At 38.8% G+C, this 22,805-nt stretch carries 19 protein-coding genes and 1 pseudogene; 4 read left to right on the forward strand and 16 right to left on the reverse strand.

Features of this window, described 5'->3' with window-relative positions:
- Window positions 1-109 precede the first annotated feature (109 nt).
- The 10 genes and pseudogenes from ACWIX0_RS03305 to purM all read right to left on the reverse strand — a co-directional run.
- Window positions 110-1,402, reverse strand: coding sequence for an NTP/NDP exchange transporter (locus ACWIX0_RS03305; protein WP_454171925.1), 1,293 nt, complete (start codon window positions 1,400-1,402; stop codon window positions 110-112).
- Window positions 1,403-1,424: 22 nt separating this feature from the next.
- A complete protein-coding gene (locus ACWIX0_RS03310) occupies window positions 1,425-1,742 on the reverse strand; it encodes an SMR family transporter (protein WP_454171926.1) in 318 nt (105 codons plus the stop codon).
- The gene (locus ACWIX0_RS03315; RefSeq protein ID WP_454171928.1) at window positions 1,739-2,278 is read right to left on the reverse strand and encodes a DMT family transporter; all 540 of its coding nucleotides are present in this window, start codon (window positions 2,276-2,278) and stop codon (window positions 1,739-1,741) included. Before ACWIX0_RS03315 ends, ACWIX0_RS03310 begins: the two co-directional genes overlap by 4 nt.
- 150 nt (window positions 2,279-2,428) lie before the next feature.
- The gene (locus tag ACWIX0_RS03320; protein ID WP_454171930.1) at window positions 2,429-3,403 is read right to left on the reverse strand and encodes an aldo/keto reductase; all 975 of its coding nucleotides are present in this window, start codon (window positions 3,401-3,403) and stop codon (window positions 2,429-2,431) included.
- 131 nt (window positions 3,404-3,534) lie between these two features.
- Window positions 3,535-4,197, reverse strand: a complete 663-nt coding sequence (locus tag ACWIX0_RS03325) for a methylated-DNA--[protein]-cysteine S-methyltransferase (protein WP_454172001.1) — start codon at window positions 4,195-4,197, stop codon at window positions 3,535-3,537.
- Between the two features lie 75 nt (window positions 4,198-4,272).
- Window positions 4,273-5,211 (reverse strand): YihY family inner membrane protein, encoded by a 939-nt coding sequence (locus tag ACWIX0_RS03330; protein ID WP_454171932.1) that lies wholly within the window; start codon window positions 5,209-5,211, stop codon window positions 4,273-4,275.
- Between the two features lie 116 nt (window positions 5,212-5,327).
- Window positions 5,328-7,904 carry an RNB domain-containing ribonuclease gene (locus ACWIX0_RS03335; RefSeq protein ID WP_454171934.1) on the reverse strand — a complete coding sequence of 859 codons (2,577 nt, stop codon included), beginning with the start codon at window positions 7,902-7,904 and terminating at the stop codon, window positions 5,328-5,330.
- A complete protein-coding gene (locus ACWIX0_RS03340; RefSeq protein WP_454171936.1) occupies window positions 7,901-8,878 on the reverse strand; it encodes a shikimate dehydrogenase in 978 nt (325 codons plus the stop codon). Before ACWIX0_RS03340 ends, ACWIX0_RS03335 begins: the two co-directional genes overlap by 4 nt.
- Window positions 8,879-8,906: 28 nt before the next feature.
- A complete protein-coding gene (locus tag ACWIX0_RS03345) occupies window positions 8,907-9,806 on the reverse strand; it encodes an SH3 domain-containing protein (protein WP_454171937.1) in 900 nt (299 codons plus the stop codon).
- Between the two features lie 101 nt (window positions 9,807-9,907).
- Window positions 9,908-11,008, reverse strand: a pseudogene (purM, locus tag ACWIX0_RS03350) (phosphoribosylformylglycinamidine cyclo-ligase); the annotation flags it as partial.
- 323 nt (window positions 11,009-11,331) lie between these two features.
- Between purM and ACWIX0_RS03355 the strand changes: the two are divergent.
- Both ACWIX0_RS03355 and ACWIX0_RS03360 read left to right on the forward strand, forming a co-directional pair.
- Complete coding sequence (locus ACWIX0_RS03355) at window positions 11,332-12,537, forward strand: hypothetical protein (RefSeq protein WP_454171939.1); 1,206 nt, start codon at window positions 11,332-11,334, stop codon at window positions 12,535-12,537.
- Entirely contained in the window at window positions 12,425-12,682 is a 258-nt protein-coding gene (locus ACWIX0_RS03360) for a hypothetical protein (protein WP_454171941.1), read from the forward strand. The genes ACWIX0_RS03355 and ACWIX0_RS03360 overlap by 113 nt, the downstream gene beginning before the upstream one ends.
- A gap of 28 nt (window positions 12,683-12,710) precedes the next feature.
- On the opposite strand, the gene ACWIX0_RS03365 is transcribed toward ACWIX0_RS03360, so the two are convergent.
- From ACWIX0_RS03365 to fur, 6 genes are all read right to left on the reverse strand, one after another.
- Window positions 12,711-12,917 carry a hypothetical protein gene (locus tag ACWIX0_RS03365; RefSeq protein ID WP_454171943.1) on the reverse strand — a complete coding sequence of 69 codons (207 nt, stop codon included), beginning with the start codon at window positions 12,915-12,917 and terminating at the stop codon, window positions 12,711-12,713.
- Window positions 12,898-14,088, reverse strand: a complete 1,191-nt coding sequence (locus ACWIX0_RS03370; RefSeq protein WP_454171945.1) for a hypothetical protein — start codon at window positions 14,086-14,088, stop codon at window positions 12,898-12,900. Before ACWIX0_RS03370 ends, ACWIX0_RS03365 begins: the two co-directional genes overlap by 20 nt.
- 109 nt (window positions 14,089-14,197) lie before the next feature.
- On the reverse strand, window positions 14,198-15,766 hold the full coding sequence (locus ACWIX0_RS03375) for a phosphoethanolamine transferase (protein ID WP_454171947.1): 1,569 nt from the start codon (window positions 15,764-15,766) through the stop codon (window positions 14,198-14,200).
- Between the two features lie 14 nt (window positions 15,767-15,780).
- Window positions 15,781-16,083 (reverse strand): hypothetical protein, encoded by a 303-nt coding sequence (locus ACWIX0_RS03380; protein ID WP_454171948.1) that lies wholly within the window; start codon window positions 16,081-16,083, stop codon window positions 15,781-15,783.
- Window positions 16,084-16,107: 24 nt separating this feature from the next.
- The gene (gene rpoD / locus ACWIX0_RS03385; RefSeq protein ID WP_454171950.1) at window positions 16,108-18,108 is read right to left on the reverse strand and encodes an RNA polymerase sigma factor RpoD; all 2,001 of its coding nucleotides are present in this window, start codon (window positions 18,106-18,108) and stop codon (window positions 16,108-16,110) included.
- 415 nt (window positions 18,109-18,523) lie between these two features.
- Window positions 18,524-18,982, reverse strand: coding sequence for a ferric iron uptake transcriptional regulator (gene fur, locus ACWIX0_RS03390; protein WP_454171952.1), 459 nt, complete (start codon window positions 18,980-18,982; stop codon window positions 18,524-18,526).
- Window positions 18,983-19,142: 160 nt separating this feature from the next.
- Here fur and ACWIX0_RS03395 point away from each other — a divergent pair, with 160 nt between their 5' ends.
- Together ACWIX0_RS03395 and ACWIX0_RS03400 are read left to right on the forward strand one after the other, a co-directional pair.
- On the forward strand, window positions 19,143-20,594 hold the full coding sequence (locus ACWIX0_RS03395; protein WP_454171954.1) for a methyl-accepting chemotaxis protein: 1,452 nt from the start codon (window positions 19,143-19,145) through the stop codon (window positions 20,592-20,594).
- A 197-nt stretch (window positions 20,595-20,791) separates the two neighbouring features.
- Complete coding sequence (locus tag ACWIX0_RS03400; RefSeq protein WP_454171956.1) at window positions 20,792-22,768, forward strand: penicillin-binding protein 1A; 1,977 nt, start codon at window positions 20,792-20,794, stop codon at window positions 22,766-22,768.
- Window positions 22,769-22,805 lie beyond the last annotated feature (37 nt).

A 22,805-nucleotide genomic window follows, 5' to 3' on the forward strand; every position in this document is an offset into this window, starting at 1 on the left:
TTATGAGATTTTTGGATTTTGTGTGATTTTTTAGCTAGCAAAATCCAAAGTCAAAATTTTATCCCACTACCCCACATAAATAACAATGCTTTGATAAATTTTAGACTAGCTAGCCAACATCAAATCTAGTCTTTGTGGTATCTTTTGTGTGGTATTTTTTACCCAAAAACACTCCCAAAGTCCCCCACACGAAGCTAATCACCGCGCCTACAAGGAGCACCACCATTATGCCAAAACTTGCAAAAATCCCCTCCACTTGCGCAGAGAGCGCGTCTCCTCCGCGATAGACCACCGTATCTATGAAACTTTTGACTTTATACTTCTCATCGCTGCTTAGCGGGACAAAGAGCATTTCCCTTGCGGGTTTGACTAGCGCGTATTCGCCCACTCTGCGCACACACATTACGATGATAAATGGCAAAAACGCAGGGTGCGTGAATATTAGCACAATAAAGCCTACTCCCACGATAAATCCAAGTGCGCCTAACATTGTGGTAAGCCTAAAAAACTGCGCAATTTTGGCGGTTAAAAAGATTTGGATAAAGAGTGAGAGGCTCTGCACGATTAAATCGATATTTGCAAAGGCGGCGATTCGCGCTTCTTTTGTGGGAAAAAGCCCACTTATGATTCGCCCTTGCTCCATATAAAGAAAAGTCGATACGCTTGTAAGTAGCAAGACAAAGGCACAAAGTGCCAGCAAATAGCGCGATTTAATGATAAGTGAGAATCCGACAAAGGGATTTTTCGCGCCGATTGTTTTGTCAAATCGCGCTAAAGATTCGACACTCTCAAAGCGTTTGAGTTCGGCAATCATCGCATATTTTAGCATTAACGCAAACCCTAAAAGCAACATTGAGACAAAGATAAGGTTATTAACGCCAATGTAGTCGATTAAAAACTTCACACTTGCAGAGCCAGCGATACTGCCTAGACTCGCTCCCGCCGCGATTATGCCAAAGAGCCTTTGACTTGCTTCCTTGCTAAAAATATCACTTAGCAAGCTCCACGCGCTAGAAAATGCAAAGAGATTAAACACACTCACCCAAATATAAAACACCCGACAAAGCCACACATATTCGCTTGATTTAGGGGCGATTCCCTTCATCGCACCATAAAAAATAAGCAAATTGAGCCCAAAAAATACTAACACAAAGTCGATATAAAATCGCCGTTTTATCCGCGTAGATAGCCACATAAGCGCAAATGAAGCAACTATGCACGCACCAAATGTCCCTAAAAAGAGCCATTTTAGATTCGACACACCACCTGTAAGCCCCAGCGCATCACGAATAGGGCGAAGCAACGAATAAGAGCTAAAAATCGCAAAAATAAAAACAAATGATAGGGAGAGAATCTTAAACTCGCCTTGTTTTAGGCTAAGGAGTTTGTAGAGTAGTTTCATTAAGATTTCTTTGGAATTTTCATTACGCAAAATGAAGCAAATATACTGCGATAAGCACAAGGACTATGCCTACAAAGCCAATGGGTTTTAGCTTTTGCCCAAAATAATAATACCCCCCAACCACCGTGCCTAAAATCCCTATCGCCCCCCACAAAGTATAAGCCACAGGAAGCTCCATTCCCAAATCAAGCGCAAACGCCAAAAACAAAAACACGCTATCCACAAGCAATAATGCCAAAATCCCCCATTTTAGATTCTTAAAGCCATTTGATTTTGCTAGTGCGAGGTTTGCAAACACATCTAACAAGCCAGAGAACACAACTAACAAAAATGCTATCATTTGCGCCCCTCTTTAGAATCTACTCTAGAATCCACAGCAAAATCCGCGCTAGATTTTGCACCAAAATCCGCTCTAGATTCCATAGCAGGATTTAAATCCACACCAAAATCCGCCACAGATTTCGCCTCCACGCTAGATTTTAGGCTAGATTCTTGCATTTGATTAGAATCTTTATGTGATTCTTGCGGTGATTCCTCACTATGCTCTTCACCTAAGATTATGCAAATAATCCCCACAAAACCTATGACAATGCCAAAATACTGCTCGGTGGTCAAAACGGGGTCAAAAAACACAAAGCTAACAAGTAGCACGCCAATCCCACCGATGATTTCCCAAGTGGCATAAGCCACGCCCACAGCGATTTGTCGCAGTGTAAGCGACATTAAAAAATACGAGAGATTCATTAGTGCGATTAAAATGACTTTGCCTAAGATAGGATTTGCCTCAAAGACTTTTAGCAGGCTAAGCCCGCAGATTTCTAAGCCAATAGCGGCAAAAAGCATTATCCACGCATTTGTGCGAGAGAGTTTTAGCATATTTTTTCTTTTTTAGATTTTTTTATGTTTTTTGCGATGCTCAATTAGATTTTGGCAAACTTATACACATTTTTGACTAAATTTTTTTCAATCATTAAAAATGTTTGCTTTGCAACATTAAGCGCAAAATCTACACTTTTGTTATGCCACTTAAAACCACTTAAATAACGGCTCATTAGTATCTAGCGCGTTTAGTGCCTCTCTATCTGCATCATCTAGCGCAAAATCAAAAATAGCGATATTTTCTTTCATTCGCTCGATTTTGGAGGTTTTTGGTATGACGATAATATCTTGCTCTACCAAAAATCTAAGTGCGATTTGAGCAGGCGTCTTGCTATGTTTTTTGCTGATTTCTGCAAGCGTGGGATTTGCAAAAAAGTCATTTTTACCATTAGCAAAAGGACTCCACGCCTCTAGCTTTGTCCCATAGCCCTTCATCGCTTCTCTTAGCGGTTTTTGCTGATAAAAAATATGTGTCTCCATTTGGTTTATCACAGGGGTTATCTCGCATTTTTTGATGAAATTTTCATAATTTTGCACATCAAAATTTGAAATCCCAAGAGATTTGATTTTGCCATCTTTGTGGAGTTTTTCCATTGCCCTATACATAGCGAGTGATTGCGGATAGTTTTTGTGCAAAAGTAGCAAATCCACATAATCAATTTGGAGTTTTTTTAGCGAAGCAAGCGTAGATTTTATCGTCTCATCATAGCTCATATCACTTGATAATTTCGTAGTGATAAATAGCTCATTTCGCTTTATATTGCCACCTTTTAGCGCGGTTTTGATAGCATTGCCTACTTCTAGCTCATTGCCATACATTTGTGCGGTATCGATTAGTCGGTAGCCCACTTCTAGCGCGTTTTCTACGGCTTTTTGACACTCGCTCCCTCCCATACGAGAAGTGCCAAAACCAACAAGCGGGATTTTGATTGCGTTATTTAGCGTGGTGGTTTGCAAAGTAGATTTTAAGGTGTTTTTTAAATCGCTTTGCGCGGATTTTTTAGCGTAAGCCATATTACAAAAAGCTAGAGGTGGCAGAGCTAAGCCTAATGCTAGGCTAGCAGAAGTTTTGATAAATTCTCTACGAGAATTTGCGAGGGATTTTGTTTGGTTTATTTTCATCGTGCGTCCTTTAATGTATTTTTATTTGTTGCTTGCGTAGTTTGTTATGCTTGCAAGCATTTAAGATTTTGGATTTTAGTCAATTTTTGCAAATAGATTTTAAGCGCGAAATATATAACAAATATGCGTTGTTAGCATTTTTTGTCTTTGGCTTCAAAATCTAGCAAGATTTTCTTTTTTTCACACCCGCTAGCATAGCCTACCAAATCGCCATTTGCACCTATTACGCGATGACAGGGGATAAGGATTGAGATAGGATTTTGCCCTACTGCACCGCCTATGGCTTGGGCAGAGATTTTTGATAGCCCTTTAAGTGTGGCGATTTTTGTGGCTAGATTGCCATAAGTAGTCGTGCTTGCATAAGGGATTTTAAGCAGTTCTTGCCACACGGATAATCTAAAGCTAGAGCCTTTTAGCACAAGCGGGGGCAAAGGTGGCAAAACCTCCCCTGCAAAATACAAATCTAGCCATTCTTTTGTTTGCGTAAAAATATCCCATTCCTTGCCATCTTTTTTGTTATCCTTTTGTCCCTCTTGGCAAACTTTACATTGCGATAAATCAATATGTGCGCTTTTGATTTTTTTGCTATGTTTTGTAGATTTTTGATTTTGTGGCGTATTGTTTAGTTGATTTTCAAAATAGATTCCGCTTAAAAATTGTGCATTTTTGGTTGATTTTTTTGTATCGCACAAAAATACGCTAGATTCTCCAAAATCTGTCAAATCGTTTGGGCTAAACATAACGATTTTGCCTAGTTTTGCAAACTCTTTAGGCGGAGTATAAAAGCTCATCATATACTTCAAAATCTATGCCTTTTTTATCCCAAACTTCGCTAAAAATGAGCTAAATCTTGCAAATCTAGCAAAATCTTATATGGTTTCATTTTCTTTTATTTCATTGCTTGCTTGGCGTGAATCGTTTTTAAACCACCTTAAAAGCCCCTGACAAGAGCGCATACCAAATAGCATAACAAGCCACGACACATAAATCCAAACCATAAGAAAAAGAATGATTGATACAGAGCCATAAAGCGTGGTATAAGTTTTGTTGTAAGTGATATAAAATACAAATAGATTTTTTAGCCCAAACCACACGGTGCCAGAGGCAAAAGAGCTAAACAATAGCGTGCGTTTATGCAGTGGCTTATTTGCCGAGATGCGAAACAAAATCAAAAACAGCACGCAAGTGGCAAGCCACGAAAATAAATCACTATAAATCAGCGATTTTCCCCCCTGCATAAATATCCCCTGCGCACTTGCACTAAAATAAAATATCACCACACTACCCAAAGGAAAAAGCGTAATCATCGTCCAATACATTATAAGAGAATCAAAAAATTTGCGCGGCTTAGAATCAAACATTTTAGAAGTGATATATTCATAGTTGCGAAAAAAAAGTAGCGAAGTGATAAACACGCTTACCACGCCTACCATTCCCATTTTTGAGCCATTTTCTAAAAATGTATTCATAAACTTAATCACAATTTCAGCATTTGCAGGCAAAATATTTGAAATGATAAGGTGCTGAATATCGCTGATTTTGTCTTGGAAATGCGAAAATGCAAGCAGGACAGAAAAAGTGATAAAAAGCATAGGGATAAGAGCAAAAATCGTATAAAAACTAAGCGATGAGGCATAATAAAACATTTCTTCTTTGTAAGTCAAAAAATGATAAACCTCTTTTAAGATTTTGAAAATATTGTTTTTTATGGAGTTTATAAAAATGATTAGATTTTTGATAGGCAGGCAAATCCTTACAAATGCTTTGTAAAAGTAGTTTTGTGGTTTTTTATCGCTTTGTTGTGTCATTTGGCACTCCTTATTTTTTGGCAAATTATACATTATTTAGCCTTTTTATTTGCTAGAGTTTTTGTGCGTGCCGTGTGGTTTTTGGTGTTTTTTTGTTTTTTTGTTGCGTGAGTTTTTTAGTTTGTGGATTTTGGAGGGGATTGCTTTGTTTTTTTGGAATGTGGATTTTGGGAATATGGTTTTTTGGAATGCGAATTTTGCAAAGGTTGATTTTGCAAAATAGTGATTTTAGAATGGATTTTGACATAGATTTTCGCACTCCCTAGCTCCACTTCTGCAATACTAGCAAGATATAATCCATACTTTTCTAGCTCCAAATCACTATCTAGCACAAATACCCGCGCACCTTGCAAGATATTGTTTGCAAGATTTGTTTTTGGGTTAGGTTCTGTAAAATTATCGTTTTGGCTAGATTGTGGGCTAAAATCTTGGCTAGATTTTGCGTCATTAGATTTTGGGCTAGATTCTACTACGCCTATTGCAGGGTATCGCTCATCAATGATTCTAATGCAAATTTTTTCATTTGCCCTTAAAACTTTTAGCGCGCTTCTAGCATATTTTCTATCTTTAAATCCCATTTCACATTTTGTGATTTTTCTCTCTGCGTCATTTAGCAATGGCGTAGCCACAGCGATAGAATCTAAAATAAAATTGATATGCCTTGTGAAATCTTGCGTGATTTTTTGCGTATTGTTTGTAGCGTTTTTTTGCGTGATTTTGGGCGTGATATTTGGTGCAATATTTTTGGATTCTAGTGTGAAATCTAGCACCCCGCCATAGCTTTGCAACAATAGCTTAATAAGCCTATGGGCTAAAATATCGCTATACCTACGAATAGGCGAAGTAAAATGACTATACGCTTCAAACCCTAGCCCAAAATGCGCTTCCTTGCTAGGCGAATATCTTGCTTCTTGCTGGGCTTTGATGATTAGCTTGTCGATATGTTCTCTCTCCCTTAAGTTTGTTTGCTGGGATTGCAAAGCAGAGATTTGCTCATAGATTGTGCCTTGTTTTTTTATCTCATATCCAAGCAATGCTAGCTCGGCAAAAAGCGCATTTAGCCTATCTTTTGTAGGTGGGTTATGCACGCGATAGATTCCCCTGCCACAAAGCACATTATCTAGGATTGTTGCCACGATTACATTTGCTAGCAGCATAGCTTCTTCGATTAGGCTATGAGAGTGCGTAGGATAAATCTCTTTTATGGATTCTATTTCGTTATTTTTGTCTAATATCATCTTGCGCTCTTTGCTAAAAAAATCAAATCCATTTTTTAATCGCTCTTTTTTTAGCCCCTGTGCTAATAAACTAAAATCTAAAATCCATTTTGGATTTTTAAGGACTTTTAGCGGGGCAAAAATATCGCTAGATTTTAGGCTAGATTTTGCAACGCTTTTTATCGGGTTTTTAAATGCGTTGTTAGATTTTAGCGCGTCTAAAAGCGTATCGATATATTCATAGCTTACATTTACTTTTGGCTGTATGATTGCTTCATAGATTTTGCACGATTTTGGTTTATAGGCATTTGTTTGCTTAGATTTTGTTTGGCAAGATTTTATCTTGGTAGTTTTTGGTTTTTTATCGCGCTCAAATGCTATCTCACACACCATAGCTAGTTTTATTTCATCTGCTTTTAGCGAGCATAGATTCTCGCTTAGCTCTTTGGGTAACATAGGGTAGCATTTGTGTGGAAAATACAAACTAAAACCGCGAGATTTTGCCTCCGTATCAAGTGCTGTTTTTGGCAGGACATATTCACTCACATCAGCAATCCCCACATACAAAACGCCCTTTTTCTCATCATAAAAAATCACATCATCATAATCCTTTGCATCGCTTGGATCAATGCTAATAAAATCTAGCCCCCTTAAATCCACTCGATTTTTGTATAAACTAGGCTCAACTATATCCCCAAAACTCCGCGACAACTCCATGCACTCCGCGCTAAAATCCTCCTCTCTGCCGTGCAAAAACAATGCGATTTTTTCATCGATAAACCCATCTTCTAGCACGCCTAAAATCTTATGTATTTGTGGTTTTTTGCGCTTGTCTTTGCGCTCATTTTCATAGCTAAAAACACAATGAAAAGGCAACTGCGATAAAGATTTTTGCGAAAAAGGCAGGGGATTTTTTTCGCCACTTTTTATATCAATGCCGATGATTTTGTCTTGGTATTTTTCTAAATACACTAGCCGTTTTTGATTGTGGCTACACTCGCTAGATAAAACCTTTATGATTCGCACATATTCTTTGCCCATCTTGCCTACCAAAAGGGCTAAAACAATGTCATTTTCACTTAAAATCTCTTGGAAATGCGTTGGGATATGTTGTCGCATTAGGGCTATATCATTACGCATTTTGGTAATATCTTGTAAAAATATGAGTTGATTTTTGTAGAGGGGTTGTGGATTTTTAGCGAGACTTTTTGCAGTATGTTTTGAGGTTTTTTTGGAAAAATGTTTGGTGTTTTTTATAGGGATTTTTGGTGTGGTTTTATGCACGCAAAAAATGCCAAAAGTAGGTAGTAGTTTAAAAAAATTGTTGGTAGATTTTGCAGGATTTTTAAAAGATTTGTGGCTAGATTTTGTATTGTCCTGTATCGCACCGCAGGATTTTATTTGCTCATAAAGATAGGCATATTTTTTGGGAATCTGCTTTGTGCCAAAACAAAGACTAATAAGAAATTCCCTCAATGTTTATCCCTTATTGCTTGGAGCATTAGCGAGTAAATATGCGTGATTGTTTTGTTTTTATCGCCTTTAGCATCTGTGGCAATATTGTTTGCAAAATCCCCCCGAATTGCAAAATCCACTTGCACATTTTTTTTAGCTTCATTTCTCAAATCGTTGTTTGCAAAATCTTGTGAAATAAAAATTGCTAACGCCTCCGCAGCCTGCCACAAAAGCATATCTTTGCCATCTTTATATGTGAGATTGCATTTTTTTGCTAGGGCTAAAAATGGCGTTAGATTTTCCCCATACATCAAATCATACGCAAGTTTTGCGCGTGAAAAAATCTGTTGCAATATGTCTTTTTGCAATGGCAGATTTCCTTGCAAGCTCGCACTTGTGGCGTTTATGACTAAGTCAAAATGCGGTGGAATACTAGATTTTGTGCTAGATTTTAGCATCGCCTCTAGCTCGCTAAAATTGCAGTATCTAATCTTTTGCAAATCATAAAATCCCCTCTTTAAATCAGAGCGATTTGCCACTAGCACATCTAGCCCAATCTCATCTAAAATGCACGCTAGAGCCTTAGCACTCCCTCCAGCCCCTAGCACTAGCGCATTAGCAAAAGGCGTAGGATTTAAGATTTTGTGCCTAATATCTAGCATAGTATTTGTTAGACTTGCTACAAACCCGCTCGCATCGGTATTATAGCCTTTTAGCTTGCCATTTTTTATTTTTACAAGAGTATTTACCGCGCCGATTTTTTGGGCTAGGCTATCTAGCTCATCGGCTTGCTTAAACGCGTCCTCTTTAAATGGAATCGTAACATTTGCTCCGCTAAGATTTAGGCTATAAAATTTCTCTTTTAGATTTTCGCCATTTTGCAAGCAAAATCTACCATATACAAATGGCAAGTTAAGACTACAAAGCGCATAGTTATGAATAAGAGGGGAGAGAGAATGTGAAATAGGATTTCCAAACACGCAAAGATATTTCATTTCTAAAATCTAGCACAAAACTAGGCATTTACTCACTATCTTTTGATAGCAATCTAGCCGCGACATATCCGCCATTTTCTAATCTAGCCCAGCCATTTGCCACGCTTAGCACACGCACTCTCTCGCCTTTAAATATTGAGCCTACAAGTATGGCGTCATTATCAGGTTTTTGCCGTATATTTGCATTTACAGAGGCGATATATATTTGGATTTGTGTGCCAAATCTACTAGAGATTTCGCTCTCTTTTTGCAAAGTAAGCAGTTTGACACTTACCCAGCCACCATTATCAAGCTGCGCCCATTCATCATTGATTTTGATGACTTTGGTGCTCTCCCCGCTTGATAGCCTGCCAATCACAGGTGCATTCATATTTGGCTCTCTTCGCACATTTACTCTTGTAATAGCGTAATGCGTGATTCCCTGCGAAGTGCTTGCATTGTCATTTGTCGCATTTATGGCTATATTTGTATCAGTAGCAAAATCATTAGTCGGTGGATTTTGACTTATTTGATGTTCGTGTAAGCTGTGTTCTTGTGATAAGTTATTTTGCGCTACATTATGTTGATTTTGGCTATATTGGGCTAGATTTTCTTGCAAAGTGTCGCTTAACTCATCTTGTGAAACCTCTTGTGATTGATTAGTCGTGCTTTGGGTAAAATGGACTTGACTTTCCTCTTTTGGATATTCATTTGGATTACTATTTAGAAAGATTTGCTTGATAGAGGCAAAAAATTCACTTATAAAATTAGAATCCTCTTTGTTAGATTCTTTGCTACGCTCGTTATAAAACCTCGCATTATAATCCCTGCTAGAATATTCTTTTAGATTGTATCGTTCATTGCTTTTGATAAACATCACATAATACATCACTAGCCCTAGCACTAGCACCAAAAAAGGTAGCGTATATGCTTTAAAAAACGATTTCACGCTTTATCCTTTTGTAGCACTTGTTGTCGCGCTTGTTTTTGGGCTTTTTGATTTGTGCTATTTTGGTTTATAAAATGCTCTAAAACGATGCGCGATTGACTTTTTAGCGTGATAGTATCTTGCCTTGCTACTTCGCCTAGCGCAAATCCATTGCTTCCTTGCAAGATTTTATCCACGCTTGCTTTATCCACGCACGCGATAAGCCCCACACCCATATTAAACACCCTATACGCCTCTTTTAGCTCCACGCTCTCACAAAGTATGCTAAAAATCTCTTGGCTAGGGATAGAATCTACATTGATATTTGCACCTAGTCCGCTTGGCAAAGCGCGAGGTAGATTTTCTAGTATGCCTCCACCTGTGATATGTGCTAGCGATTTTATTAGATTCTTTTTTTGTCTAAAAAATGGCACATAAATGCTTGTAGGCTCTAAAAGAGCGTCTATAAGAGATTTTTTGATTATTGTTTGTTTTTTGTGATTTTGGCTAGAGGTTTGACTAAAATCTAGCGTAGAGATTTTTTTGTCAAAATCCATTTTCCCCACTTCAAAAAGCACTTTTCGCGCTAAAGAAAATCCATTTGAATGCAAACCGCTACTTGGAAATCCTACCAAAATATCGCCCGCTTTTACACTTTTGCTTCTCTCTAAATCCTCCCTCTCTGCAATCCCCACGCTAAAACCCGCTAAATCAAAATCCCCATTAGCATACATTGAGGGCATCTCTGCGCTCTCCCCACCGATAAGCGCGCAATTAGCGATTTTGCACCCCTGTGCTATGCCTTTTATCACGCGCAATGCGCTATGTTTATCAAGCCTGCCTGTCGCATAATAATCCAAAAAAAACAAAGGCACTCCAAAATTGCAAATTAAGTCATTCACGCACATTGCCACCAAATCAATGCCTACAAAATCTAGCTTTTTTGCCTCTATGGCAAGGCGGAGTTTTGTCCCTACGCCATCGGTAGAAGCTAGCAAAATAGGCTCTTTATACCCGCTAGGAAGCGCGTAAGCCCCTGCAAAAGAACCGATAGAGCCGATTACATTATCATCAAAAGTGCTTTTTACCACAGATTTTAGAGAATCCACAAGCGCGTTTCCCTCATCGATATTTACGCCACTATCGCGGTATGTGAGTGGATTGCTATGATTTGATTTGGATTTTTTAGAAAGTTTGGAATCTGTGTAAGTCGTGTAAGTCAAGGTATATCCTTAAGATAAGATATTGCACATCAAAAAACTTTAAGTAAAAAAATAAATTTTGTAAATTTTATGTAAATTTAAACAAAAAACTTGCGAGATTTTATCGCAGAATAAATAATTTATTGCTACATTGCCTAAAAATTGCATAAAAAAGCAAAAAACAAACAAGAAATCCATAAAATCCTAAAATGGCTAAAAAGCCTTTTAGATTTAGCAATATTATCACGCGATTTTTATTACCCTTTTTTAGTTGCCTTTTTGGCATAAAATTTGTTTGTTTTGACAAAGTGTTTAATGTCGTAATGATTTATAAGGAGCGTATTTTGAGGCGATTTTTTGCTACTACTTTTTGCACAAAAACAAAGTATGTATTTTTGATGATTTTATGGCTATTTGTTGCTAGTTTGTTTGGTGGCTGTGCGGATAAATTTAGCCTAGATACATTTTCTATGGAGGAAAAAACGCGCTTTTTCGCGCTTATGGAGCAGCTCTCAAGTGCTAGATATGCCCTAGCAAAAAAAGCCGATACAAAGACGCAAATGGCATTGCTAAATCAAGCGTGCGAATATCGCTTAGGGCTAGCGTGCTGGATATATGCCTATGAGGAAAATAGCGATAAAAAGGCGTGGAATCAATCATTAGAGAGGGCAGCCCTTATGCTAAAAAATGCCTGCTTAGTGATGGCTACGGAGAAGCCAAGCATAGCAAGCGGGCAATCTTGCGCGTTTTTAGGCATTATGCTATCGCAATATCCTCAAATGCAGGTGCATATTTGGGAGCTTATCGGGCGAAATATCCAAGTAGAATGGCTATATAAAAAAGCCTGTGAAATGGGCGAGGGCTGGGGGTGCTACCGACTAGGCTATGATTTTTTGCAAAAAAATGACTTGCAAAACGCGCTAAAAATGGCAAATGAGGGGCTAAAAATGACGGCTTTGATGTGTGATAGAGGAGTGGGGTATTATTGTGCATTATCTGGGGTAATCTATCAATATCCATTGCCAAACTTTGTCCCAAGCGAGGAAGTGCGACAAGAAAAAATGCGCTATTTTTGGGAAAAAGGCTGTCTAAAAAAAGACGGGGATTCTTGTATCTATCTATCAAATCTAAATAACGGCGAATACAAAAACGCGTATTATCTAAACAAAGATTTGCCAAATAAGGCGTTGCAAGGTAGTGGGTTTGTCCCACCAAAATCTAAAAAAATCAAAAGTTTTAGCGATGAGTTGGATTATTCTAAAATCATTGATTCTACCAAAAACAAACGCCAAAAAACCAATAACCAAACCAAAGCAGAATCTAAAGAAAATACCAAAACACAAAATAATGAGCAAAATAAAGAACAAAGCAGGGAAAAAACTAACGATAAGTCTAGCCCAAAATCTAAACCAAAAAACACAAAATCTAGCCCCACAAATGAGCCTAGCACAAACCAAACCCCACAAAATAAACCAAACCAAAATCTACCACAAAATCAAAACACGCAAAATCAACCAACCAAGCAAAAAACCCAAAATCGAATCGATTGATATAGGATCTGCGCTAGATTCTAGCACGCTAGATAGCCCAAATCCTAGTAGCCAAAATCAAATGCCACAGCAAGATTCTGTGGATTTTATAAAGCCAAGTTTGGGGGAATCAAATTTGGAATCTTTAGAATCTAGCATTAAATAAGATTTTCATCACAGCATTTTTGCAAATCTTAATGGTGTTTTTTATGGTGTTTGTGTGGTTTGTGGTGCTTATGATGAGTGCGGGATTTATGTGGCTTTTCTTTTGTGGTGATATGCACTCCATCGCCTACACAGCCACTAAAACAGCTCCCAATACCAACCCCTAGCACTCCCCAAATAACAATAGATAAAAACCCCAAACAAAATCCGCGCATACTACCTAAAATGTTTAGCATTTTCACTCCTTATACTTCTTGTAAGTTCATCTAGCGTGGTGTCAATCAGCAAATTTAATCGCGCTTTTGTAGAATCTAACTGCGATTTTTGTAAATCTAGCATTTTGCCATATAGCGCGTTAAACTCCCGCGACATCGCATTTTTATCGCCATTTTTTAGCGCGGTGGCAAGTCGCATAGAATCCTGCTTTGCGCGTGGCGTGAAATTATCCGCTGTGTTGCCCCCAAAAGAGATAATCCTATCGATTCGCCCATAGAGATTGCGCTGCTGCGTTAGCTCGCTAAACTGCTCGTCCAAAAACGCGCTATCTTGCATTTTTTCAAGCAACTTCACCCCGCCACTCACGCCTTTTTTTGCTGATTGATTCACGCTTTGGATTCGCGCTTGTAACGCCGCATTATACGCTTCTGCTATCGCTTCGCGCAGTTTTGCCTTATTTTCCTTGCTAGGATTTTGCAGATACGCCTTTTGTGCGTCATTGATAAGCGCGTTAAACTTGCGCTCACGCACTCGAGATTCTGGATTTACAGGGACAAACTCCGCGCCCACATTGATAAAATTTGCGATGATTTCAGCTAAAATCTCATCTTTGCTTAGATTTTGTGCGCTATTTTTCCCGCCCTTTGAGAGCATAAATCGCTCACTACTAAATCGCTCAAAACTCGCCTTTATGCGCTCTTCGCGCAAAACCTCTGTTTCTTTGATATGCACTCGTTGCTCTTGCAAAAACGCCTCATAATACGCGCTTAACGCCTCTTTTAACGCCTTTTCATTATGCACACTCTTATTTTGATTATACGCGCTTATCGCTTTTGCCACGATTTCGCGCTCATTGCCTTTGTTGTTATCCGTTTCCAAATTCATAAATGGCGGATTTTTGCCACGCTTTATGCCATTTAGCCACGCGCTAATATTTTTCTCGCGCTCTTTTTCGCGGGTAGCAAGTTTTTCTTTTTTCTGCGCGATTACGGCATCATAGCTTGCATTTAGCGAATCTAGCAAGTTTTGCTTATTTGCCTCGCTAGGATTTCTCTTATATTGCGCGATTGCTTTTTTGGTGCTCTCACTTAGTGGCGGATGCTCGCTCTCTGCCTTTGCGCCAAACGCCACGCCAAAGATTCCTAAAAAGCAAAATCCAACGAAACATATTTGTTTTACACATTTTTGCATTGTCGCTCCTTTTTCTTGCGTAAATTTTGCAAATAAAAAAACGCAACTATAAACCAATAATGTGAAACAAATATAAAAAATGTCAATTAAATGTGAATATTTAACATAACTATTCAACCATATCAAAATCTTTATCATAATCTTTGGTAGTGATTTCTAAAAGCCTTAAAAGTGTATGAAAAACAAAATCGTGCGAGTATGGATTGTCTTTTTTAGAAGCTAGATTTTGTGATATGTGGCTTTTTTGCTTAAACCATAACATAGATGGAATCTGCTTTTGTGTTTGTGGTGCAAGGAAGTAGGGAAACCCTCCGTGCATATAGTTCCCATATTCGCCTAGCGATTCGCCGTGGTCGCTCACATACCACAAAGACGCATCATTTAGCCTGCTTTTTTCTAGCATAGAAATCATAGAATCTAGCACAAAATCGCTATAAATTAGCGAATTATCATAGGCGTTATAAATATGTGAAATCTCACATTGACTTAGCTCGCTATTTGCGCACACAGGGGAAAATCTCTCAAACTCTTTTGGATAGCGCAAATCATATCTTGCCCCGTGGCTACCTTGCAAATGCACCACTAGCAAGGTGTTGTTTGCGCTATTTTTGTCATTTTTGTTGTTAAAGTATTTGCTCGCATTGCCAATGATAGATTCTATCGTTTCTAGCATATCGCCATCAAATTGTCCATTTTGGTTGAAATAAATCACTTTGTCTTTATCCAAACGATTGCAAATCCCACCTATGCACTCCCCGCCATTATTGCTTAAAAAATACACTTTATACCCCGCTTTTTTTGCCACATCTAGCAGGGAATCGCTATAAAAACTTAGATTTCTATTCGTGTAGGATTGGCGTGGATAGTGGCTAAACATACAGGGCACAGAAATAGCCGTAATCACGCCACAGGAAGTAAAATCTCTAAAATAAATTAGATTTGCTCTTTTGCTTGTGTATGGGTTTGTCTGCCTTTCATACCCATTTAGTTGGAAATTTGCCACTCTAGCGGATTCCCCAATGACAAAGACAAAGATTTTATTTTTTGCACTTGTGCTAGCATCTTCGCCCAAAAATGTGTAGCGGCTAGGAAGCTGTATCTTATCCGTAGTAAAATCTATGCTAGCGCGAATGGGCGCAAAAGGATTTAGCACAAAAAGCAATCGTTGCGCTTTAAAAACCTCGATAATTTTAGAGCCTTGCGCAAAATATAGCATAATTAGTAGCATAGCTAGACTTAGCAAAATCCATTTTTTGCTAAGTATTTCTGCTTTGAATGACTTAAAATATGTGAGATTTTGCCGTGTGAAATAATGCAAAAGGATTAACACAAAAAGGGGCAATAGCACAAAAACTACCAAATGGGCAAAAAAACTTAGGCTCATAAAATCGCTTGCTTCACGCCAATTTGTCTGCAAAAACGAATCAATAATCGCAGGCGAAAAACTAATATGCAAAGAATCTAAAAAATAGCTACAAACCCCCGCTATGACAAATAAAATGCCTAAAAAGATTTTGGCATAAGCTCCAAAAATAAGCATTTCACACATAAACCACAGCAGCAAAAATGTCGCTATAAAAATGCTAGATTTTAATAAAAAGTTTGCCCTAAAATCAATCGATTCTGCTTTAAGCGCAAAATCCGCGCTAGATTTTGCAAAAATCTGTGATTTTTGCAAATCATCGCTAGAATTTATAGGATTTTTAAGGGGGGGGGGACAGCTTTTAGCTGATTTTGGATTGTTTGGGGCAAATGTTTGTTTGTGGTGGTGGCATTTTGTGCTTGGATATGGATTTGGGTAGATTTTGCGTAGTCATTTACTTTGTGCCAAAACTCGCCATTATAAAGCCAAACCCACACAAACGCGCTAAATCCTAGCAAAAAATGATAATTCCCACATATTTTGCCAAACACTGCGTTGCGAGATTTTGCCACACGCTCAGCGCGCAAAAAATGTCTAGCAAAATAAAAAAAACACAAAATTCTATCTAGCAAAATCTAGCCTAAATGATTCTTTGATTATTCTTCGATATAGTTTTTTAGCTTGCGTCCTACTTTTGGGTGCTTTAGCTTTTTTATCGCGCTAGATTCGATTTGTCGCACGCGCTCACGCGTTACATTTAACTCTTTGCCGATTTCTTCTAGCGTCCTATCACTTTCATCATCTAGCAACCCAAAGCGCATTCTTATCACAGACCGTTCGCGCTCATTTAGCTGGTTTAGCACATCATCGATTTGTTTTCTTAAATCATCTTTTAGGATATTATCCACCGCGCTAATAGTGCTTCTATCCTCCACAAAATCCCCAAACTTCCCATCATCATCATTGCCAATAGGTGCTTCTAGACTTACGGGTTCTTTGGTGATTTTGATGACATTTTTGACTTTATCCACAGGTAGCCCCACTTCTTTTGCGATATATTCAGTATCTGGCTCTTTGCCGTGTTCTTGTGTATATTTGCGGATAATCTTGTGGATTCTATTGATAGTTTCAATCATGTGGATTGGGATTCTAATGGTGCGTGCTTGATCGGCGATCGCCCGTGAAATAGCCTGCCTTATCCACCAAGTCGCATAGGTAGAGAATTTGAAATTTTTTTGATATTCAAATTTATCCACCGCTTTCATAAGCCCGATATTTCCCTCTTGGATTAAGTCCAAAAACGGCAAGCCACGATTAGTGTAGCGTTTGGCGATACTTACCACAAGTCGCAGATTAGATTTTGCCATTTTTGTTTTTGCTTTGTCGCTTATGGTTTTGCCTCGCTTGATTTGCTCTAAAATCTCTTTTAGCTTCTCTGGCTCTAGGTTAAACCCCTGCTTGCTTGCCTCTTTTGTCTGAAACAGCTTTTTTAGCTCCATATACACGCTTAGCATTGTGGCTTCGGGCAATGCGTTTAGTATGTCTTCTCTGCTCATATTGGTAATATTGCTTAGGATTTTCTTATGATTTTCCACAAGCATATCATTAAAAAGCGGGAGTTTGTATTCAAGCCGTTTTAGCTCTCTTTCAAACCCATCGCCACTCTTTAGGCTATTTTCCATAGCTTTTACGATTTCATTTATGAGCTTGCTTGTAGGTCCTAAATCAAGCAATTTATCTTTTAGCAACTCTTTTTTATGCGCTAAAGTCAAAATGCACATTAGCTCATCTTCGGGGATTTCTTCGTGTCTTGGCTCTTTTGCCTTAGTAGTTTTTTTGGTTGTTTTGGTGGATTTGCTAGATTTGTTTTCTTTAGATTCCTCTTTAGGTTGCTCTTTGCTAGTTACATTAGACGCGCCAGCATCGATAGAGGCTTGCTCGGGCATAGATTCTAGCACTTTTAGCCATTCTTTTTTTGCCTTATCTAATGCCTTAAAACTTTGGATAACTTTTTCGATGCGCTTTTTATCTCGTTTGGTTACGGGGCGTTTATTTTCATCTATGTCTTCATATTCGCCCTCTTCTGCGCTATCATCTTCATATTCCCCATCACTGCTATCCTCCTCATCATCAAAACTTTTAAAAAGCTCTTTTACTCGCCTCTCTCGGTTGATAAGCGCGTCTTTGTAGTCATAGATAAAATCTATAAGATAAGGCACGGAGCAAATCGCATCAAGGATAATATTTTCCCCAAACTCAATTTGCTTGCTTAGCTCTACTTCTTCTTCTTTGGTAAGTAGCTCGATTTGCCCCATTTCGCGCAGATACATTCTCACAGGGCTATCGCTCCTACTCCATTCAAGTAGCTCCTTATCTTTCATAAAATCAAAATCACTTTCTAGCTCGTTGTTGATAAAATCCTCCCTCTCCTGCCTAGATTTTTCCTCATCTTTTATATTTAGCGTCTTTGCAAGCTCAGAAGAGCTTAAAAGTGCGCATTTATACTTTTTGGCAAGTTCATTTACTTTTTTGACTTGGGCTTGGTTTGGTAGTTTTTTTAGAATCTGTGCTATGGCTTCATAAGACACCATTTTAGATTCTGCGGTTTTAAACAACTTTTCTAACTCTTGTGTAGTGGTAAGTTTTGTGCTTGACATTATGTCCCTTTGTAGATTTGATATAGTGTTGCTTACATCTTTAAGCACCAAAAATGGCTAAAAGCCAAAACCTAATAAAGAATCATCTCTAAACTATCGGCTAGTTTCTAAAATCTTTAGAAATTTTTATATTTGTCTTGCTTGCCTTATGTGTGTAAATCTATGTTTTTTAGCAAACCTGCGCATTGCGCGAAGCTAGACAAACACTTGCAAACAAAAGCACTCCCATAAGCAAATTTTAAGCCATTAAGCAAAAAAACAAAACATACTAAGAAAATCCTTGCGAAGTCGCAGTAAAGTCGTAGTCAAAACACAATGCAAGTAAGAATGCTACACCAAAGTTTTAAGCAATTTTAAGTGTAAAGAAGTAGAAAATCCCCTCCAAAAAAAAACATAAAAAAGCAAAAATAAAATCCTAATCTCGTAGCTGTTTTTGGCATTTTTCACAGATGACAAAAAGTCGCATATCGTGGCTTACTAGCTTTGCTTTTAGGGCATTTACCACGGCGATTTGTCGGTGCTCGATTTCATTATCTACAAACTCCTCAATCGCCCCACAATGCAAGCAAATAATGTGGTCGTGGTGCTCTTTTGCAGCGATTTCATATCGTTTGCCACCTTTATCTGGCTCGATTGAAGTTACAAATCGCTCTTTTTCTAAGAATCCTAAGATTCTATATACAGAAGAAATACTCGTATTTTTATCACGCAAACGCAAATTATTCGCAATTTCCTCAGGAGTTAAGTGCGTGCCACTTTTATAAAGCACAGATATGATTTCCTCGCGTTGTTTGGAGTTTTTTAAACCGTCTTGCCTAACAAAAAGTCGTAGTCTATCAAGGATAGCATCTAAAGTCTCAAGTCTGTTTTTCATTTTGACCTCCAAAATGAGAATATTAAAATTGGCGAAATTATAATACATTTTTAATAAATAAGAAACAAAATCTGTGTTAAAATGCCTTTAGCGAAACAAAAGGCTTGGCAATTTGGTTTTTGGTTTGCAATATTATTTTAAGTTTGAAAGGAGTCTTGCTATGTTTGGTTCTTCTAATGAAACAAAAATCGCATTACAAAAGCAAGTGGCAGAAAATCAAGCCCTAAAAGCAGAAGTGGAGCATTACAAAAAAATCGCTTCTTTTGGATTTGATGAAGCATTAGTAGGTTTAAAAAACGGCGAAGCGGTTTTTTTAAACTCCGCAGCGCAAAATCTAGGCAATCTAGCTGAATTTATAATGGCATTAGGTGGATTGCAAGCAGGACAAGAAGCCATATCTGTGAGTGGCAAAAATTTTGTAGTAAAAAGTGAAATGATTGATGGTGTGCCTTTTTATCGCTTTGTAAATGCGGATTCTAAGCGTGATAAAGGCGATGGAGTAGATTTGCTAGCCACTTATCACAAAAGCCTAAAAGATGGAATCATAGGCGTGCAAACCGCACTCCAAAATATTTTAGAGCAATCCAAACAAATCCAAAAAGGCGCAGAGCATAATCAAGAAGAACTAGAAGCCGTAGGCGAAGTAAGTCAAAAAGCTGAAGAAAGCATAAAAGAATTATATGAAAGTATGCAAAATGCAACAAATATCGCAAACTCACTTGCTCAAAGAAGCAATGAAATCACCAATGTCGTATCGCTAATTGATGATATTGCCGAGCAGACAAACTTACTCGCTCTAAATGCCGCTATCGAAGCTGCTAGGGCGGGTGAGCACGGACGCGGATTTGCCGTAGTCGCTGATGAAGTGCGAAAACTAGCAGAAAAAACCCAAAAAGCCACAAAAGAAATCGCCATAGTCGTAAAATCTATGCAGCAAGAAGCAAGCGATATTCAAACCACAACTGAAGAGACTTCTACTTTCACTGCCGAAGTAAAAACCAATGTAGAGGAAATTTACACCAAAAGCAAGCAGGCGATAAACACGGTTGATTTAGCCAAAAATGCCTTGCGCTCGTGCAATAACGAAGTATTTTGCACGCTAGCAAAGCTAGACCACACGGTGTTTAAAAACAACCTCTACGCCCTAGTCTTTGGGCTAGCTGATAGCTTTAATCAAGTCCCACATACAAATTGCCGACTAGGCAAATGGTATTATGAAGGCGATGGCAAGGAGCATTTTGCAAACACTTTGGCATATAGGGATTTAGAGCCTTTCCACGCTCAAGTGCATACTCAAGCAAATAGCCTAGCAGAAGCCATAATGTCTAAGCAAAATCCACCAAAAAACTTTATCGATGAAAAAGTGCTAGGAATGGAAAAAGGAAGCGAGGGCGTAATGTCTTGCTTAGATAAAATGCTATTAGAAAAAATGGATAATATCCACGAAGAGCGAAAAGAGCTACACAATACTAGAGCAAGCCTATCCAAAGATAGCCCCACCCCTCCAAAACCTACCGAAAAACCCACAGAAAAACCAAAACTAGAACCGCAAGTAGAGCCAAAAGCAGAATCAAAAGAGGACAAAGAAGCCCAAAAAGATGAGGCAAAATAGCCAAAATCTATGCTTTTTTGTAGATTCTCTAAGAGCGGGAGTTTGTGCTTTTTTAGCGATTTAGCGGTGGCTTAGCGTGTGTAAAAATATCATTTGCCACATTCGCCACTTTGTAGATTTGTAGAATCGATTTAGATTCTACAAATCTAAGCAATCTTTATAAAATCTAAAATCCAAAACCAAAGAAGTCTCACAAAATGATAAAAAATGAAATGTTTAGAAAAGTCGCGCTATCTAGTTGCATTGTAGTAGGACTCGTGTTTGTCGTATATCTTATCGCGCTATATTTTGAGCTAAGAGCGGATTTAGACAAAGTGCGCCACTACTCCCCAAAAGTCGCTAGCCAAATCTATGACAGAAAAAACCGACTAATCGCCAATGTATTTGACACAGAATTTCGATTTTATGCGAAATTTGATGAGATTCCACCGCGAATGATTGAGGCATTATTAGCCATTGAAGATACGCTTTTTTTTGAGCACGGCGGGATAAACTATGATGGCATTATCCGTGCAATGCTAAAAAATATCCGCACAGGACGACTAGGCGAGGGAGGAAGCACGCTTACCCAACAAGTAGTCAAAAATATCATTTTGACACGCGAGCGCACCATAAGCCGCAAAATCAAAGAAGCCCTGCTAACCGTGCAAGTAGAAGAAATCATAAGCAAGGAACAGATTTTAGAGATTTATCTAAATGAAGTGTTTTTAGGGCACGGATATTATGGTGTCAAAACCGCTGCGCTAGGCTATTTTAAAAAGACGCTAAACCAACTAACCCTAAAAGAAATCGCTATTTTAGTAGGATTGCCCCAATCCCCTAGCACTTATGACCCGACAAAAAACTTAGATTTAGCCCTTACGCGTGCAAATGACATTATCCGCAGAATGTATGATTTAGGCTGGATTTCCAAAGACTATCGCGACTCATCTCTAGCAGAAAAACCCATAGTCTATCATCAAACGCTTACTCAAAATGTCGCTCCTTATGTGACGGATTATGCTTTGCGACAGCTTAGCTCCATAGAAGACATAAAAACAGGTGGCTACACTATAAAACTCCACATTGATTTAGACTACCAAGAAATCGCCCAAAAGGCACTAAAAAACGGCTATAGCGCCCTCCAAACAAGACAGCTAAAACTCCTCCAAGCCCAAAAGCCCAAAAACGCAGAATCCGCCGTCTTGCTAAATGAAGAGGAATTAACCGCAAATGACACACTAAATGGCGCAGTAATCATCACAGACAACAAAACAGGCAAAATCCTAGCCCTAGTAGGCGGGGTAAATCACGAAAAAAGTCCGTATAATCGCGCCGTAGATGCCTATCGCCAAATGGGCAGTAGCATAAAGCCATTTATCTATCAAATCGCCTTTGACAAAGGCTACTCCACCGCCACAAAAGTCCCCGATGCAGCGCGAAGCTTCCAATCGTGGAATCCTAGAAATTCTGGCGGTAAATTTCAAGGAATGGTAACCCTCCAAGACGCCCTCACGCATTCACGCAATCTAGCCACGATAAATGTCGCCCAACTCGTAGGCTTTGATAATATCTATAATGGCTTGCTAAACTTTGGCTTTAGCAACTTTAGCGCGGATATGACTATCGCTATTGGCAGTCTAAATGCCACTCCTATAATGGTGGCAAAGGAATATTCTATATTCTCAAACTATGGCGTGCGAAATGAACCCGTGCTGATTGATAGCGTGATAGACCCGCAGGGCAATGTATTTTCTTATGACACGGCTTCAGAGGCTATCATCTCGCCTGAGCAGTCATTTCTCACTACTTCTGTCCTGCGCGAAGTAGTGAGAGCAGGCACAGGCAGACGCGCCACAGTAGTTGGCATAGAGAGTGCGGGCAAGACAGGGACGACAAACAACAATGTAGATTTTTGGTTTTGTGGCTACACGCCCGATGTGCAGGCTATCATTTGGTTTGGCAGAGATGATAATAGCCCCATAGGACGATATGAGAGTGCCTCCGCAGTAGCAGCCCCTGTATTTGCCGAAATCACGGCAAACTTGCTTAGAATCGACCCTAGTTTAAGGCGATTTTTTCCACGCCCAGAAGCTGTGCGCTCAAAAACCATCGACAAGCACACTTACTACTACACGCGCACTTCGCCACTGCCAAATATCAGCAATGTCGTTACCGAGCAGGATTTATACTAGCCCTACTCACTTTTGTTGCAAATGTTTGGCTTGTTTT

The organism is Helicobacter sp. T3_23-1059 (genome assembly GCF_053654515.1).

What these genes read in the sequence shown, in the direction of transcription:
- ACWIX0_RS03315 (WP_454171928.1), bottom strand. Translation starts at nt 2,278, where the DNA reads ATGCTAAAACTCTCTCGCACAAATGCGTGGATAATGCTTTTTGCCGCT.
- ACWIX0_RS03330 (WP_454171932.1), bottom strand. Translation starts at nt 5,211, where the DNA reads ATGACACAACAAAGCGATAAAAAACCACAAAACTACTTTTACAAAGCA.
- ACWIX0_RS03305 (WP_454171925.1), bottom strand. Translation starts at nt 1,402, where the DNA reads ATGAAACTACTCTACAAACTCCTTAGCCTAAAACAAGGCGAGTTTAAG.
- ACWIX0_RS03370 (WP_454171945.1), bottom strand. Translation starts at nt 14,088, where the DNA reads ATGCAAAAATGTGTAAAACAAATATGTTTCGTTGGATTTTGCTTTTTA.
- ACWIX0_RS03310 (WP_454171926.1), bottom strand. Translation starts at nt 1,742, where the DNA reads ATGATAGCATTTTTGTTAGTTGTGTTCTCTGGCTTGTTAGATGTGTTT.
- ACWIX0_RS03365 (WP_454171943.1), bottom strand. Translation starts at nt 12,917, where the DNA reads ATGCTAAACATTTTAGGTAGTATGCGCGGATTTTGTTTGGGGTTTTTA.
- ACWIX0_RS03395 (WP_454171954.1), top strand. Translation starts at nt 19,143, where the DNA reads ATGTTTGGTTCTTCTAATGAAACAAAAATCGCATTACAAAAGCAAGTG.
- ACWIX0_RS03320 (WP_454171930.1), bottom strand. Translation starts at nt 3,403, where the DNA reads ATGAAAATAAACCAAACAAAATCCCTCGCAAATTCTCGTAGAGAATTT.
- fur (WP_454171952.1), bottom strand. Translation starts at nt 18,982, where the DNA reads ATGAAAAACAGACTTGAGACTTTAGATGCTATCCTTGATAGACTACGA.
- ACWIX0_RS03340 (WP_454171936.1), bottom strand. Translation starts at nt 8,878, where the DNA reads ATGAAATATCTTTGCGTGTTTGGAAATCCTATTTCACATTCTCTCTCC.
- ACWIX0_RS03360 (WP_454171941.1), top strand. Translation starts at nt 12,425, where the DNA reads ATGAGCCTAGCACAAACCAAACCCCACAAAATAAACCAAACCAAAATC.
- rpoD (WP_454171950.1), bottom strand. Translation starts at nt 18,108, where the DNA reads ATGTCAAGCACAAAACTTACCACTACACAAGAGTTAGAAAAGTTGTTT.
- ACWIX0_RS03400 (WP_454171956.1), top strand. Translation starts at nt 20,792, where the DNA reads ATGATAAAAAATGAAATGTTTAGAAAAGTCGCGCTATCTAGTTGCATT.
- ACWIX0_RS03325 (WP_454172001.1), bottom strand. Translation starts at nt 4,197, where the DNA reads ATGATGAGCTTTTATACTCCGCCTAAAGAGTTTGCAAAACTAGGCAAA.